Consider the following 17691-nt stretch of genomic DNA (forward strand, 5'->3'; position numbering starts at 1 on the left):
CCTGTCGCGACCAAGGCGAAGCTGAGAGCGTCCTCGGTGTTGACCTTGGAGCCGAGCCAAAGGCAATGGCGACCTGTCGCGAACGTGGCGAAGCCGAGAGTGCACCCTCGCAGTAGAGCGGCCGTATAAGGTTCCGGCAATGAGCCGGAACCTTATACGGAGCCGCGGGCACACGACAACCCTTCACATAGCAAGACCCGACCCCTCACCGTTGCACCGCTTGTTTCGGGTGTCCAGAGGGCTGCGCCCTCTGTGGCCCTCCCTTGGAAGGGAGGGTTTGGGAGGGATCGAAAAGCCTTTAAAGGTTTGGATTAACACACTGAGAGGATGAATACTATTGGCGAGCGATAACATTGTCATTAAAGGCGCACGAGCGCATAACCTGAAAAATATCGACATTACCATCCCGCGTGACCGCTTTGTTGTATTGACCGGCCTGAGTGGCTCAGGCAAGTCCTCGCTGGCTTTTGACACCATCTATGCCGAAGGACAGCGGCGTTATGTAGAATCATTGTCAGCTTATGCACGCCAGTTTCTGGGACAGATGGAGAAACCGGATGTGGATTCCATCGAAGGATTATCTCCTGCCATTTCAATAGATCAGAAAACAACAAGCCGTAACCCACGTTCCACAGTAGGAACCGTCACCGAAATTTATGATTATCTGCGTCTGTTGTTTGCACGTGTGGGCCATCCCCATTGTCCTGACCATGGCGTGGAGATTAGTTCCCAGACCGTAGAACAAATGGTTGACCGCATTATGCAATATCCAGAGCGTACCCGGTTGCAGATTTTGGCACCCATTATCTCGGGCCGTAAGGGCGAGCACAAAAGTGTATTTGCTGATGTGTCCAAGCAGGGCTTTGTCCGTGTACGGGTAAACGGGGAACTGCGTGACCTGTCAGAAGATATTCAATTGGAGAAAAATAAAAAGCATACGATTGAAGTGGTTGTTGACCGGATCGTTGTTAAGGATGATGTACAGGCGCGTCTGGCCGACTCTATTGAAACAGCACTAAATCTGTCTGGTGGACAACTCCTGGTGGACATTATGGGTGAAGAAGAGCTGCGATTCAGTTCCAACTTTGCCTGCCCGGTGTGCGGATTCAGTATTGAAGAGCTGGCACCGCGGATGTTCTCATTTAACAGCCCTTTCGGGGCTTGCCCGGATTGTGATGGGTTAGGTGTCAAAATGATCGTTGACCCTGATCTGCTGGTACCAGATCGGACTAAGACCATCGAAGATGGAGCTTTTGACGCTTGGACAGGTGGTACATCCACCTATTATCCGCAGTTCCTGAAGTCGGTATGTGAGCACTTCAACATTCCGCAAAATGTACCTGTCGAAGATCTGCCGGCTGAGCAGATGAACAAGTTGTTGCAGGGTACAGGTACGGAGAAAATCCGTTTCCGCTATGAGAATGACTTTGGACAACGGAAGGAAGCACTGGTTACCTTCGAAGGTATCGTGAATAACCTGGAGCGTCGTTACCGGGATACAGCATCTGAAGGTATCCGTGAGTTTATTGAGGGTTACATGAGTGCGAAGCCTTGTGGTACATGTAAAGGTCAGCGTCTGAAACGCGAGAGTCTTGCGGTTACGATCAATGATCACAACATGGCCTATGTGACTAGTTTGTCCATTGGTGAAGCTGGCCGATTCTTTGATACATTGGAATTGTCGGAGAAAGAGCAGACGATTGCCAAGCTTATTCTGAAAGAAATCAACAGTCGTCTCGGCTTCCTAGTGAATGTTGGTCTGGATTATCTTACACTGAGTCGTGCTGCCGGAACATTGTCTGGTGGGGAAGCTCAGCGGATCAGACTGGCCACACAGATTGGTTCCAGCCTGATGGGTGTATTGTATATTCTCGATGAGCCGAGTATCGGTCTGCATCAACGGGATAATGATCGTCTGATCTCAACGCTTGCGCATATGCGCGACATTGGTAATACCTTGATCGTGGTTGAACATGATGAGGATACAATGATGGCTGCCGATTATATTATTGATATTGGCCCAGGTGCAGGTATCCACGGAGGTACCATCATGTCACAGGGTACACCGGAAGAGATCATGAACGATGAGAACTCCTTAACCGGTCAATATCTGAGTGGACGCAAATTCATTCCGATTCGTACAGAACGTAGAAGTGTAGGAGACCGTTGGTTGGAAGTGCGTGGAGCCAAAGAAAATAACCTGAAGAATCTGAACGTGAAGATTCCTGTAGGTGTATTTACTGCGGTAACGGGTGTGTCTGGCTCAGGTAAATCCACATTGATCAATGAGATCCTCTACAAAACGCTGGCACGTGATCTGAACCGTGCTCGGGTACGTCCGGGTCAGCATAAAGAGATTCGTGGTCTGGAGCATATCGATAAAGTTATCGATATTGACCAGTCGCCAATCGGGCGGACACCACGTTCCAACCCGGCTACGTATACAGGAGTCTTTGATGATATCCGGGATCTGTTTGCTCAGACGAACGAAGCCAAGGTACGTGGATACAAGAAAGGCCGGTTCAGTTTTAATATCAAAGGTGGACGTTGTGAAGCCTGCCGTGGAGACGGCATTATCAAGATCGAGATGCACTTCTTGCCGGACGTCTATGTTCCTTGTGAAGTCTGCAAAGGCAAACGATATAACCGGGAAACGCTTGAAGTGAAATATAAAAACAGAAACATTTCCGATGTGCTGGAAATGACGGTTGAAGATGCAACCCAATTCTTCGAGAACATTCCGAAGATCCATCGCAAAATGCAGACGCTGATGGATGTGGGATTGGGTTATATCAACCTGGGACAACCTGCGACCACATTGTCTGGTGGTGAAGCCCAGCGTGTGAAGCTTGCTTCCGAGCTGTATCGCCGCAGTACAGGGAAAACCATCTACATCCTCGATGAGCCGACTACGGGTTTGCATGTCGATGATATCGACCGTTTGCTGAACGTATTACACCGTCTGGTTGATTCTGGGGAATCAGTGTTAGTGATCGAGCATAACCTGGATGTGATCAAAACGGCAGACTATGTTGTTGATTTGGGTCCAGAAGGTGGTAGTGGTGGAGGAACCATTGTTGCAACTGGAACACCTGAGGATATCATCAAAGTAGAAGCTTCCTATACAGGCAAGTACTTGAAGCCGGTTCTGGAGCGGGATACCGAGCGGAGCAAGGCACTGCAATTAGTAGACTAAGGTCCTCTAACCAGTAGTTATATCAATATGAAGTGGCAGTATTGGCCCTTCTTTTCGAAAAGGTAAAGACGTTGGATTACGATCTGATGTGCTCTGCCTCCGAGAAGAAGGGCTTTTCATTATGAATTATGCACGGTGTTTCCTTCGGACTAAGGTTATTCCGTGAAAGTGTTTACATATGCATTGCGACGAGCGTTACAGGAATATTCGGCCAAATTGTCTTTTTTTCATTTTTATGGATGATAGGGCTTGCATTACAAGCAGGGTACAGATAACATAGAGGAAGATATTAGGGTATGCGTTAGCTGTTCAACTATGGTAAGGAGGTCTGTCTATCCATGCTGTTTGCAGAAGCTGCCACGGCGAGTACATCGAATTTTAATGCATTTGATATTTTTGTCATCTTATTTACGATCCTGATTTTCATCGGAGTTGTTCGGCTTCTTCGGGCACCGAAGAAAAATCTGTTTGCGATCGGATTTGCAGTAGTCAGCCTACTGGTATTTCTGATGACAGACTATGCGATGATAACGGGTTGGTTTGCTCAGTAGGAATGCCGCTGAATTGAATTAAGCCAATAGTGCATGTTCAAAAAGATCGGTTTTCAGTACCGAGAAGATGGGATGAAGCTAGAAATGGAGTAGCGGAGCGTAGGGAGAACTACGTGAGCAACGGACATTTCGGCTGAATTCTATATTCGATGCTGATGATGCCACTAGGCATCCTTCGTAATCAAAAGCGGACTTTTTGAACAACCTCTAAAAGAGGTACAGACGAACACCTTCCAGAGAGACATGGAGGGTGTTTTTTTCATTTATACTGAAACGATTGAACAAGATTCTATCTTCTCTACTAAAATAGGACTTAAAACAATTGTATATCCAGATTCTGTATGATACATTGAGGGATACCGGAATTGCAGATGAGAGAAAGAGCGAATAGATTCAGCGATGAATTCGATGTCGAGTCGCGCAAGAAGGATGTATAGAGAGGGTCAGGTGAGAATATGAGCGTGTTGGGTAAAAAGGGGATAGCCATTCTGATGGCTGCTGTACTCTCGATTAGTGTGGCGGCAACGGCCGGTGCAGCTGAATCCAAAGCGGCGATGCAAGCGAAAGTGGTAGACGGTCAAGTCTATGTGAACACCAAGGATCTGCTCAAGGCAGTTGGTGGAAGTGGACAATATGATGCCAAATCAGGAACGTACACGTACAAGGGAAGTGAAGCCATTCCCAAAGTGATCGAAAAGGTATCTCCTTCGGTCGTAGGTATTATTGGGAAATCTACCGAAGTGCAGGACGGTGCAACATCAGACGACCGTTATAATCTTGCACATGGTACAGGTGTCATTATCCGGTCCAATGGATGGATTGTAACGAATGCACATGTGGTCGACGGATTAACGAATCCGGTTGTCGTAACGACGGATGGCAATACATACAAAATTACGAAAACATACAGTGATGTACTCAGTGATCTGGCGCTAATCAAAATCAATGCCAAATCACTCAAACCGGCGAGCTTTGCCAAAGCTTCACAAACTACTGTTGGAGAAACGGTGATCGCCTTGGGTACGCCGATTTCCTTTTCTCTGCGCAACTCGGCAACCGTAGGGGTAATTAGCGGCTTGAATCGTGGTGTTGAGGCGACCTACCGGTTGATTCAGACCGACACGGCCATTAACCCAGGAAATAGCGGAGGACCGCTGGTCAACCTGAAGGGTGAAGTGGTTGGTATCAATTCCATGAAATTTTCTGCGGTCGGCGTAGAGAGTTTGGGATTTTCGATTCCCGTGGATACCGTTCAATATATCATCGATCAGTTTTTTAAATATGGAAAAATAAAACGTGCAAGTCTGGGGCTACAGCTGGAGGAAAGTTGGTCTGCGATTGTGGGCCTGCCTACAGATGATCCCTTAACGATTACGGGCGTACTGTCTCCAGAAGCCAAGAAAGCCAAAATCAAAGAGGGCGATGTCCTTTACAGTGTTGCGGGCACACGTGTCTCTTCAGTAGTGGATATCAATGAGTTGCTCAAAAAGTATCTGCCTGGGCAAAAGGTAAAGCTGTTGATGCAATCGGATGGCGATATCGTCACCCGCACGTTGGTGCTTGCTGATCGCGCAGACATCGTAGACGAGGAAGATGAAGTGTTCCTTGCAGATGAAGAACAATAAAGCCCGGCGATCAGCCCGGATGGAGAGAGGACGAAAGAACGGAATGAAAAAGTCATGGATACGTGTGCTAAGCACAGGTGTATTAACCGGGATGCTGACCATTGGCGCGGCATTGCCTGTATGGGCATCTGATCTGACGACAAGTGAACTACGGGTGAAAGCGGGTAGCACGAGCGCCTACATTAACGGCGATAAGCAGGCCATAGCCAAACCTTACAAGTTCAAGGGTGTTACGATGGTGCCTGTGGGAGTGTTCAAGAAAGCATTTGGCAGTGAAATCCGGCTGGAGAAAAATGATGTCGTCAAAATCAAGGAAGGCCCGCACACCGTGACTCTAACGATTGGCAGTTCAATTGCCTGGGTGGATGGTGTAAAACATGAGATGGGTGCCGCTCCCAAGATGGTGAATGGTGTACTTATGGTTCCACTTCGTCCGGTTGCTGCCGGTATCGGGGCGACGCTAGCTCCGACTAGCTCCGGAGAAATGGTCATTCGTCTGTTGCAAACCGATGATTCGGTGGATGACGAGGATGGCATTCATCCGGATGAAGGCAAAACCAGAATTGGTAACAGTTTTTACGGTTGGTCCATTAACTACCCGGCAGACCTTATAGTTTTCCAGACCGGTGAGCAGGAGCGCATGATGACTTTTGGCACTGCGGACAACAGTTATTATCTTGAAGTGTATGTCAGCGATCAGGATGTGGCTCTGGATGCGGATGATTTGTTGCAGCAACTCGTCCAGGAGGCCAAACAATCGGGAGATACGGTGCTGGATCGTCAAGCGGTGTCGAAAGGCAAAACACCTTATGCACGGATTATCGTGAAGGATGTAGACGGCATGTTATGGGAGATGCGTCAGTATCTGAGCGAAGGCCGTCAATATGATGTGTACCTCGCGGATTACGAAGCCCTGAATTATAAAGATCTGGGCAAACGTGCAGCGCTACTCAATTCATTCCAGCCAACCTATGCAGAGTCGGATCGAACGATCAAGGATCTGTCCACCGTAGATAATGGCATGCGCTCCGCGTGGAACGATGACTATGGTATTGAATTGAAGATTCCTGCAGGCTGGTCTATGGATAACAATCAGATGATCTATGAAGCCAAGGATGGTGCATATCTGCAATGGCGTGTCACATCGGCGAAGGCAGGTACTACGGTAAAAGACTGGAGCGGCCAACTGGATAAGTGGATGCGCGAGACATTTACACCAGAGAGTTACGAGCCAATTGATTCATATACGATGGATATCTCGGGAGAGACTGCCGAGGTGAATGAATTCCGTTATAACTTTGGCGGGGGCTGGCAGACCGAGTTTGATGTTCTTTTGCAGAAGAATGGGTATCGGTATTATGCAGAGTATACGTTCCCTGAGGAGCAAAGTGCAGATCGGGCATGGTTTGAACGGATTATGAAGAGTGTGGAGATTGATTTTGATACGGTTGCCGATAATTTCGGTCAGCTGGATGAAGATCCTTATTTGACAGACAAAACGAAGACACTTACACGTACGTCCAAACGTTATAAATACAGTGTAGATATTCCACGTTACTGGACGCCGTATAGTGATCGATTCGAATATTCACCTGTGGTGTACACCTTTACTGGCGGAGAATTCTCCATTGCGGCGAGCGAAGACAAGTCGATCGAGATGACGGTAAGTCAACTGAGAGAAGCCTATGCCGAAGCCACCAAAACCCGTAAGAACTTCAAGTTGCTTGGCAGTGAAGAGCTGACGTTTGCGGGTGTGCCTGCATTTTCCTTTACGTATCATGAGCTGGACAAAGGCGTGCCATATGCGGGTCGCCAGATCGTGTTTGAAAAGGACGGAACAACCTATACGATCACAAGTGGGCTGAACGATGCCAACAAGACAGAAGTTCAGGCGGCAGCCTTGGAAAAAGCAGTGAACTCATTTACTTTTATTAAATAATATTGATGCATGCCGGAGGGTCAAAAGACCTTTCGGTTTTTTTCGTTGTACTGGAAATGAAAATGGTAAACGGTTTTTTCAGGAAAACGTAGAAGAGTCGGTGCAGAAGTGGTACACTATACTAGTTCAGGAGTTATGACTACTGATCTGATGAATAGGATGACTGTAAGCTTGGAGTTCAGGCAATACAGACATAATAGATAGATATTGTAATACCGTGACAATGCAGGTGTACCCGATAAGGTGCAGTCTTAGGCTTGGTATGTTCAAGCGTTTAAGGATATAGGGATGAAATCCGGCGGATAGCCGGTTATGGGGAGGATCTACATGAAAACAGCAACAATACGAAGAGAAGACGTTGAACTTCTGGCACCGGCTGGTGACTGGGATTGTATGCGTTCGGCGGTAGCCAATGGCGCAGATGCAATTTTCTTCGGAGTCGAAAAGTTTAATGCACGGGCACGGGCGAACAATTTCCGCATGGACGAGCTGCCGGAGATAATGGCGTTTTTGCACAGTTATGGCGTAAAAGGTTTTTTGACCTTTAATATATTGATTTTTGAAAATGAATTGACGGATGCCAAAGAACTGATTGACGCTTGTGTCGATGCAGGTGTGGACGCTGTAATTGTTCAGGATTTGGGTTTGGTGAAGATGATCCGCGAAATCTCGCCGGATTTCCCGATTCACGGTTCTACACAGATGACGATTACGTCCCCGGAAGCGGTCGAGTTTACGAAGCCGTTTGATATGGAACGTGTCGTTCTGGGACGGGAGAACAACCTGAAGCAGATCCAGAAGATCGGTGAGCAGGCGAAACTTCCAATGGAAGTATTTGTGCACGGTGCGCTGTGTGTATCCTACTCGGGTCAATGTCTCACTTCCGAAATGTGGGGAGGACGTTCGGCGAACCGCGGAGAGTGCGCACAAGCTTGTCGTCTTCCATACGATCTGATGGTGGATGGGGTGCACAAACCGATGGGTGATGTAGCTTATCTGTTGTCTCCGAAGGATCTGGCAGCGATTGATCTGATGCCGGAACTGATCGAAGCAGGAGTAACTTCTTTCAAAATTGAAGGACGTCTCAAAACGCCAGAATACGTAGCAAACGTAGTAAGCAAATACCGCAAAGCGATTGACCGTTATTTTGATGGAGATAACACACCGCCAAGCAAGGAAGAAGTTCGCGAATTGCAGCAAAGCTTCTCCCGTGGATTCACGCATGGTTTCCTCAGCGGGACAAACAACAAAGAACTGGTGGATGGAACGTTCCCGAAAAGCCGTGGTGTCTACCTCGGTCGTGTGGATCAAGTGTTGCGCGATGGTGTGGTCCTGAAGCTGGATGCACCCGTGAAACGTGGAGATGGGATCGTATTTGACGCCGGAGACCCGACTCAGAAGGAAGAGGGCGGACGTGTATACGATGTACGTCGCAAAGGCGTAAAACTCGAAGGCGAAGCCGAAGAGGGCTGGATCGTTGACGTTGTGCCAGGTCGCAGTGACGTAGATCTGCGTCGCGTGAAAGTTGGCGACAAAGTGTGGAAAACGAATGACCCGGCGCTGGACAAACGTCTGCGTCAAAGCTTCGAGACCGAGAAGCCGTACCGTGTATTCCCGGTGAAGGTGAAGGTCATCGGCAGCCCGGGGCAGCCGCTTAGCACATGGTGGACAGATGTGCAGAAAGGCACGACCGTCCGGATTGATTCCGAGATGGAACTGGACATCGCCCAGAAGCGTCCAATGACACATGAATTGCTCGAAGAGCAGTTCGGTCGTCTGGGAGGCACAGTGTTCCAACTGGAAGGAATGGACATCAATCTGCACGGTGACGTCATCATCCCAATGCGCGAGTTGAATAACATCCGCCGTCAGGCGGTAGAACAACTCGCGGGCGAGCGTCCTAAACCACCCGTCTACGTGAAACGGGCGGTAGATGTGTACGGCGATTCGGTTAAACCGGCATCGCCAGTCGCTCGCGGTCAAGCAGAGCTGACCGCGCTCTGTCGTAGCCTGCCACAAGTGGAGGCAGCGATTGAAGCGGGAATCGGCATGATCTATGCCGACTTCGAGTTTATCAAACAGTTCCCGGCAGCCGTGGAAGCTGTGCATGCCGCTGGTCGCAAGATCGCGCTGGCAACACCGCGTATTCACATGCCTGGGGAGAACGGATATCATAACAACATCTTGCGTCTGAAGCCGGATGCGGTATTGGTACGTAATACAGGCGCACTGTACTTCTACCTGCGTCACCGGATGGAGAACCCGGATGCGAAGCACCCGGAATTGATCGGCGACTTCTCATTGAACATCGCCAATCACAAAGCAGTTGAATTGTTCCTGGAAGCAGGATGTGACTGGATCACGCCATCCTATGACCTGAACATTCAACAAATGGTTGATTTGCTGGGCCACTCTCGTACAAGTCAAACCGAAGTGGTTATCCACCAGCATCTGCCGATGTTCCACACCGAGCACTGTGTGTATTGTACGTTCATGAGTGAAGGAACGGACTTTACGAACTGTGGCCGTCCTTGTGAGGAACAGCGTGCATCACTGCAAGACCGGATCGGTATGTCCCACCCGGTACGTGTGGATGAAGGTTGCCGTAATACGGTATACAATGCAGTGGAACAGTCAGGTGCCGAGTATCTGACCAACTTTATGGATCTGGGTGTATCCCGTTACCGTGTGGAGTTCCTGGAAGAGACACCGGAGCAGGTACGCGAAGTTATCGATCTATACAACCGCGCACTGCGCGGCGAGATCAGTGGTACACAAGTTTGGAAAACACTCAAAGCAACGAACCAACTGGGCGTTACACGTGGTCAATTGGTGAAATAAACAGATTGTATTTTACATCAACATTTACAATCAAGCATGAAGCAACCCCAATCTCTGCTTTACGGAGCTCTTGGGGTTTTTTTACATCATGACACAGGAGGCGAAGAAGCGTGGCGCCATTCACAATTATGGATATCAAATTGCTGTGCGGGGTCACGGCATTCAAGCGCGGAGAAGATTATAACCAATCTGGCAGGGTGACTAATCTGGTGGTTAGTGAGGATCAGCTTCATTTTGAAGCACAGGTACGTGGATCGGAGCGCTATCAGGTGACGGTGGATATAGATGGATCAGGTGAGATTGTGGCAGGCTGCAGTTGTCCGGGTGACGGCAGGCATTATGACTATTGCAAACATGTCGCTGCTGTCCTGTTGGCTATTCACGAATGGGGTGAGCAGCAGGAGCGTAATGCCTTGATTGCTTCTGGGAAGCCTCCTCAACCTGCTACAGGCCAAGGAGCCAATACCAGTTCCAGCTCAGGTTCCAAGTCCAGGGTTGGGACTTTGGTGGAAGAGAGCATGTGGGAGCGACCACAGTCTGCTTCACAACGTGAGCAACGGAATGATGCTCCAGAGCGTCCACCTGTTCACTTTGCCCAAGCAGGTCGTCCAAGCTCAGCTTCGGGTTGGGGCCGCTCGGCAGATAAACCTTCTTACCGTACGGCGGATCAGATTCTGTCCATGTTTGCCAAGGATCGGAGACCGCTGCATGGAAATGATCGTAAATACACTGCCCCTGTCAGCCGTTCCTCCCTGCGGGAAGAATTGCAGGTTCAGTTTATATGTAAGCTGACACAGGTTCACAAGGGTGGTGGGAAACTTGCTCTTGAATTGAAAGTGGGTAACAAACGTCTGTATGTGGTGCAGAAAGTGAAGCAATTCCTGAACTGTATCGAGAAGGGCGAGCCAATGTCATTCACCAAGCTGTTCCACTATGATCCATTGATGCATGTTTTCACTCCGCAGGATCAGGCCATTCTCTCGATGCTTATTCGAATGAGACAGAGTGAGGAGGCCTATCGCCAATCCATCTCCGGTTATCTGGGAGCTTCGGACGGACGGGATATATTGATTGCTCCTCTCGTATGGAAGCCATTGCTGGAATTGCTGCTACAGGCTGACAGCCGGATGGAGGGCACGGGATTTGCCAATGGACCACTCACACTGGGTGAGGGCGTACTTCCTTTATTTTACCGGATCGCCCAGGGAGCGAATGAAGGATATCAGCTTGAAATTTCGGGACTGCGTGAGCTGATTCTTCTTCCTGCTTATGATGCCGCCGTGGTGGAAGGACAGTTGCACATGTTGGAGCCGATGCAGATGCGAAGTCTGGAGGACTTGAGTGGGGCACTCACGTCGTATGGAATCAAGGAAAGCATCGATATTTCGACTCAGCAGGTGGATGAATTCGTACAGCATGTCGTGCCAGAACTGCGTACGCTCGGACATCTGTCCATTGATTCGCAGGTGCGTGAACAGATCGCGGAACCGGAACTTTCACCGAAGCTGTACATCGACTTCTATCGTGAACGTATTACAGCGCGTCTGGAATTCGACTATGAGGTCATGGTTATTAATCCGCTTGCCGAGTATTTGATAGATGAAGAAGAGAAAAAGGTTATTTTGGTGCGTGATCGATACAAAGAGCGGAATCTGATTGAACGGCTTGATCGATCCTTTCTCGAAAGGGATGGTAGTGTTTGGGCGAGCGAACGGGAAGATGCAATATATGATGTAATGTATCATCTGTTGCCTGAGCTTGAGAAACAGGTAGATATCTATATGCCAAACGCCGTGAAGGCGATGGTGCAATCCTATCCAACACCGCCGAAAGTACGGGCAGATTTGGGAAGAGGATTGGACTGGCTGGAGATTTCATTTGAGATGGAAGGTGTGGACGAGCAGGAGCTTCAGGAACTCATGCGTCGCATTGTGGAAAAGAAACCGTATTTCCGTCTCAAGAGCGGTGTCTTTCTTTCGCTTGAAAATGAAGGTGCAGATAGCTTCGCTCACATGGCCGATTCACTTGGGCTGGGAGCAGATGACATCAAGAGCAGCCATATCCGGCTGCCGGCTGTTCGGGCGTTACAATTGCCAGGCAGGGACGAAGTTTCCGGTCATGTGAAGTGGGGAGGCTCTCTGAAACGTTTCCTCGATGATCTCCGAGATCCCGAACGGATGGATTTTACATTGCCGGGATCACTGACCCCCATCCTGCGGGATTATCAGAACAGTGGATACCAGTGGCTGCGTACCCTCGCTTATTATCGTTTTGGCGGCATTCTGGCGGATGATATGGGACTTGGCAAAACGTTGCAAAGTATCGCCTATATCACAGCGGTTCTTCAGGAGAAGCCCGACTACAATATGGACAATACGGGCGTTGATAAATACCGGGAGAGCGGATCATTACGGGGCGGTGAAACGTTGGCGACTTCCAACATCGATCCCGAAACTGGGCTCCCATTGGATAAGATGGATTCAGAGAATACAGATGGCCTATGGTCTACGATGCAGCAGGATGGACTGACAATTCGAACGAGGGTCATTCATCCCCCGGTACTTGTCGTGGCGCCTGCCTCGCTAACCTATAACTGGGCTAATGAGTTTGCACGGTTTGCCCCGCATCTGAAAGTCCTGATCGCAGCCGGTCAGAAAGAAGAGCGAGCCAATATGCTTTCAGGCATGGATGAGGCAGATGTAATTGTGACGTCGTATCCTCTGTTGCGACGGGATTTGGACACCTATCTCGGCCGAACCTTCCATACGCTCATTTTGGATGAAGCTCAGGCAATCAAAAATGCTTCTTCCCAGACCGCGCAGGCAGTGAAACAAATTCAAGCCCCGCGTCGTTTTGCACTCACAGGAACGCCTGTAGAGAACTCACTGGATGAATTGTGGTCCATTTTTGAAGCGGTATTCCCTGGGTTGTTTCCAAGTTACAGAAGATTCCGCGACCTTCCTCCGGAACGGATCTCGCGGATGGTGCGTCCGTTTATTCTGCGCCGCCTGAAGAAGGATGTGTTGGAAGAATTGCCTGATCGAATTGAAACGGTACAGCGGTCAGAGCTTACGGTTGAACAGAAGAAATTGTATGCCGCATACCTTTCCCAGCTTCAGGATGAAGCATCGAAGGACATGGAGGATAACGGATTCCAGAAGAATCGTATCAAAATTCTGGCTGGCATCACGCGCTTGCGTCAGTTGTGTTGTCACCCGGCCCTCTTTGTGGAAGGCTATCAAGGCGATTCCGGGAAAATGGAACAGTTGCTTGAAACGGTCGAGGATTGTTTGGCTGCAGGCAAACGAATCCTCATCTTTTCCCAATTTGCGAGCATGTTGAACCTGATTCGTCAGACCCTTGCGGCACAGGGAAGAAACCTATTTTACCTCGATGGTCAGACCCCTGCTCAGAGCCGGGTCGAGATGTGTCACAGATTTAATGAGGGCGAAGCTGAACTGTTCTTAATCTCCCTGAAAGCTGGAGGTACCGGATTAAACTTAACAGGGGCAGATACCGTTATATTATATGATCTGTGGTGGAATCCTGCCGTGGAAGAACAGGCAATTGGCCGTGCCCATCGCATGGGACAGAAACAAGTGGTGCAAGTCATCCGCTTGGTTACCGAGGGTACGATCGAAGAGAAGATTTTGGAACTCCAGCAGCGCAAGAAGGACTTGATTGCCGAAGTAATCGAACCGGGAGACGGGGGATCGACGACCTTATCCGAACAGGATATCCGCGAATTGTTGATGGTATAATGGAGTCCAAGCATCCTAGCAATAAGAATCATTAAATATATGAATCTATACAAGATGGACTAATCATTTACATGAGAAACGTAGAGGACAGAAAAAAGCTGGAGAAGCGGAGTGTTCGCCTTTATCACCAGATTTTCACCTTTGTAAAAGTGAATTAAAAAATCTGGGGATAACAGCGATTGGAAGGTTGTTCTGTCATCGTAGTGTCAGTGTAAATAATTTTTAGTTCAACTTATCTAGCAAAAGGAGTGGGTTCGTGTGCGTATTCGCAAAGCGATTATTCCAGCCGCAGGGCTGGGTACCCGGTTTCTGCCTGCCACCAAGGCGATGCCTAAGGAAATGCTGCCCATCGTGGACAAGCCAACGATTCAGTACATTATTGAAGAAGCCGTAGCTTCAGGCATTGAAGATATCATTATTGTGACAGGTAAAGGGAAACGGGCCATTGAAGATCACTTCGATTATTCTTTTGAGCTGGAGCAGAATCTGGCGGACAAACAGAAGTGGGACTTGCTTAACGAAGTACGCAAACCCTCCGAGATGGCAGATATTCATTATATCCGTCAAAAGGAACCGAAGGGACTTGGTCACGCCATTTGGTGTGCCCGCAAGTTTATCGGCAACGAGCCTTTTGCCGTCCTGTTAGGGGATGATATTGTGGAAGCGGAACATCCCTGCCTGAAGCAGATGATCGATGTCTACGATGAACTGCAATCTCCGATTGTTGGTGTACAGCCTGTTGATTGGAGCGAGGTATCCCGCTACGGGATTGTAGACGGAGAATTGCTGACTCCTACCGATGATCGTGTTTTTCGGGCCCGCCGCTTAATTGAGAAACCAAAGACCGAAGATTCCCCTTCGAACCTTGCTATTATGGGACGTTATATTCTTACACCGGATATCTTTGAGATACTAGGTCAACAATCTGCTGGTGTCGGGGGAGAAATCCAGCTCACGGATGCCTTGTCCCGATTGAATGAACAGCGACAAATTCTTGCTTATCATTTTGATGGGTTACGTCATGATGTTGGTGAAAAGTTGGGCTTTATTGAGACATCGATTCACTACGCAATGCAACGCCCGGATCTGAGGGAGGATTTGTTGGCGTATTTAAAGAAGATAGTGGCGTCGAACTAACACATCCCTAATGAATTAGATCACAAAAAAGGTTTGCCCTTTGATGAAGGCGAACCTTTTTTGTGTGGAATTATAGAGGACCACTAGTGCATTTTGTTATTAGAAATTCAGTTCTGCTATCTGTTTAATCTCGTCTGCTTCGTTAGGTGCGACAGCGATAAGCTTATCATATATAGCTTGATCTTGTTGCCCATCCTTCGTTAGAGCGGCAAGGTACCAACGAGCAATTTCACGGTTGGTAGCATCGGTCAGATCCTCTGCAATCCCACCCTTAAGGATAGTAGCTGCTCCAGCAGAATCGTTTAACATGTATTTTATTTTCCCCGCGTTCAGAATCATTGTTGGAGTCAGCTCGAACGGCTGTCCTTGAAGTTGTCCTTCAGGGAGGGTCTGTAGATGTTCTACTCCATCAACAACATGCTGATAGGCTTCCAGACCTGAAGTGAAATAAGATTCCTTCTTAGCTGCATCGCCTTGTCCAAGTGCTTGATAACCAAGATCGAATGAACGGCTTATCAGTGTTTCGTACCAAGCCATATCCCAGACATAATTGGCCGCATATTCTTTTTGGAGTGCATACGCTTGGTCAAACTCACCCTTCAATTCGTCTAAACTTATGAGTTGCTTAACCATACCTTTATTAAAGGGCTCTGCTTCAAGACCACGCTGGAGCAACTGTGCTGAGGCTGTATAGAACTGATCATCTTTTGTTTGCTCATAGCCTTGTTGATACAGGGAAGCCAGCATCAGCAAGGAGTCTGAATGTGTGCTTCGAATCGAAAGATCTTTTTCCAGTGGAGCTTTGATCATCTGGAAGTCTTGGCTCGTTTGAGCTACCTCCTTAGCCTCGTAGGCATATTGATTCGCTTGCAGGAAACGAATAGACATAATGAGCAGAACGATTACAGCTACTCCCGAAATCGAACTGTAGATTCCGCGTGCGGTGGAGTCGCTCATCTTCAATCGACGCATCGGCTTGGGGTCCATGGCAGCAGCCATACCGCCGAGTCCAAGGAATACCAAGATTCCAATAAAGACATAACTCATATTGAAATCGAGAAGGCTCAATACCAGAATGGACATCGATAGAATGAAGTACACAAAATGCGATTCGCGTTCTTCCTCACTCCGTTTTAAATAAGCACGCACATATTGATAGAATACAAAGAGAATAAATGCCATAAAAACAACAAAGCCTATGATCCCGACCTCAACCAGATATTGCATGAAGAAGTTGTGAGCCTGGGCGCTAATATAAGGATTGTTCTGGTACTTCTCATACAAGGCGGTCCAAGCGCCACCGCCCGCACCAATGACTGGGTAGTCTGCAAATAACTTTGTAGCATCTTTATAAAATGTAATCCGCTCCAGCACACTGTGCTGTTGGAAATTGATATTTTCAAGCCGTGTGCTGATGCTATCAGGTAAAATATTTCGCACACTCGTACCGAGCAGAAGCACGGAAACAACAACTGTGAGAATAACAGATCCTAGTGGAATCCATAAACTGGAGCCTTTTCGAGCTGACCAGGATTGAATGCCATGCTCTAGTTGTGGTGCGATCCAACGCTGGATAACCCAACTTACTATTGCCACAATGATGGATGCTGCTAACAGATAAATCCAACCCTTGGCTGCGAGTGAGCCGGAAAATTGTAGTTGCAATTCAAGTCCTGCTGTATTTATTGGATTCAATACAACCAGTGTGCCGATTGCGGCTACTCCGCTATAGATAAACCATAGAATTTGTTTAGCGGGTTTTAACAATAATAACAGTATAACGAACACAATCGGAAGCATGACAAGCCCAGTCCGGGAAAGTGTCAACAGTAGCGACAAAATAATAGGTACAAGCATAAAACTATGTAGAAACTGCGTGTACACTTTTTTGGAACGGATCATACTAAAAATGGTGATAAATAAAAATGCCATTAGGAATGCGGCGTATGTATTAGGATACTGAAACACTGATGCAAGTCGTGGTCCGTTTGAATCATTCCAGATCGCTTGGTTGTATACACCGTTAATAACTCCTGCAGAAAACCACCCCACCAGCTTGCCGGCGAAACTGAAGGCTCCTAGCCAGTTTAACAAACCAAAACCCACAATAACATATGCAATTCCTATTAAAGAAGATTGTATGATATGATTGATTTTGTTGTTTTGAAGCAGGTACATCGTCATCACAAAAATTATCGCATAAATGCACTGGATGAGGATCATATTGATTGCCAAATATTCCGATGCAGCACTGATGAGGGATAGTACATAGGTAAGTGGAATCAATAGCACGGCCACTTTGAGCCAATCTTGCTGTGTTTCTAACTTGATTTGTTTGAAGTAAATGGCTACCCAGATGATAAATAGGAGGGTAGTGATTGCAACCGCCCAATAAATGGGAGCTTCAAATTGCAGCAATTGCCCATTGAATAGCGCAACTTGAAAAGCGGACCAGAGTAAAAATATGATCAGTCCTATGGTTAATGACCTTTTTAGAAGTGGAGACGAACCAAGCGTGGCTTTGTTCGACGTCTTCTTCGTTTTCCCGTATACTGGATTCGACAAGATTGAAGTCTCCTTTGCTTGTAGATACGACATTATTTTAGCATAGGTATGTAAACACCGCTACTTTCTAAAGGCT

8 protein-coding genes are annotated in these 17691 nt (G+C 48.0%); 7 read left to right on the forward strand and 1 reads right to left on the reverse strand.

Annotated features, from left to right (window positions below; translation table 11 throughout):
- The first annotated feature begins 337 nt into the window (after nucleotides 1-337).
- From uvrA to galU, 7 genes are all read left to right on the forward strand, one after another.
- Nucleotides 338-3196, forward strand: a complete 2859-nt coding sequence (uvrA, locus tag CXK86_RS07225; protein WP_076254108.1) for an excinuclease ABC subunit UvrA — start codon at nucleotides 338-340, stop codon at nucleotides 3194-3196.
- A gap of 338 nt (nucleotides 3197-3534) precedes the next feature.
- Nucleotides 3535-3747 (forward strand): hypothetical protein, encoded by a 213-nt coding sequence (locus CXK86_RS07230; RefSeq protein ID WP_017692026.1) that lies wholly within the window; start codon nucleotides 3535-3537, stop codon nucleotides 3745-3747.
- A 455-nt stretch (nucleotides 3748-4202) separates the two neighbouring features.
- Nucleotides 4203-5372: a S1C family serine protease gene (locus CXK86_RS07235; protein ID WP_083685069.1), complete on the forward strand. Its 1170-nt coding sequence runs from the start codon at nucleotides 4203-4205 to the stop codon at nucleotides 5370-5372.
- A gap of 43 nt (nucleotides 5373-5415) precedes the next feature.
- Nucleotides 5416-7311 (forward strand): stalk domain-containing protein, encoded by a 1896-nt coding sequence (locus tag CXK86_RS07240; protein ID WP_257467795.1) that lies wholly within the window; start codon nucleotides 5416-5418, stop codon nucleotides 7309-7311.
- Nucleotides 7312-7638: 327 nt separating this feature from the next.
- Nucleotides 7639-10152, forward strand: a complete 2514-nt coding sequence (locus CXK86_RS07245) for a U32 family peptidase (protein WP_101313561.1) — start codon at nucleotides 7639-7641, stop codon at nucleotides 10150-10152.
- Nucleotides 10153-10262: 110 nt separating this feature from the next.
- Nucleotides 10263-13913, forward strand: coding sequence for a DEAD/DEAH box helicase (locus tag CXK86_RS07250; protein ID WP_101313562.1), 3651 nt, complete (start codon nucleotides 10263-10265; stop codon nucleotides 13911-13913).
- A 258-nt stretch (nucleotides 13914-14171) separates the two neighbouring features.
- The gene (gene galU, locus CXK86_RS07255) at nucleotides 14172-15050 is read left to right on the forward strand and encodes a UTP--glucose-1-phosphate uridylyltransferase GalU (RefSeq protein ID WP_076254112.1); all 879 of its coding nucleotides are present in this window, start codon (nucleotides 14172-14174) and stop codon (nucleotides 15048-15050) included.
- Between the two features lie 99 nt (nucleotides 15051-15149).
- On the opposite strand, the gene CXK86_RS07260 is transcribed toward galU, so the two are convergent.
- Nucleotides 15150-17615 (reverse strand): O-antigen ligase family protein, encoded by a 2466-nt coding sequence (locus tag CXK86_RS07260; protein ID WP_076254114.1) that lies wholly within the window; start codon nucleotides 17613-17615, stop codon nucleotides 15150-15152.
- Nucleotides 17616-17691 lie beyond the last annotated feature (76 nt).

The organism is Paenibacillus sp. BGI2013, from assembly GCF_002843485.1.
GTDB classification, from domain to species: domain Bacteria; phylum Bacillota; class Bacilli; order Paenibacillales; family Paenibacillaceae; genus Paenibacillus; species Paenibacillus amylolyticus.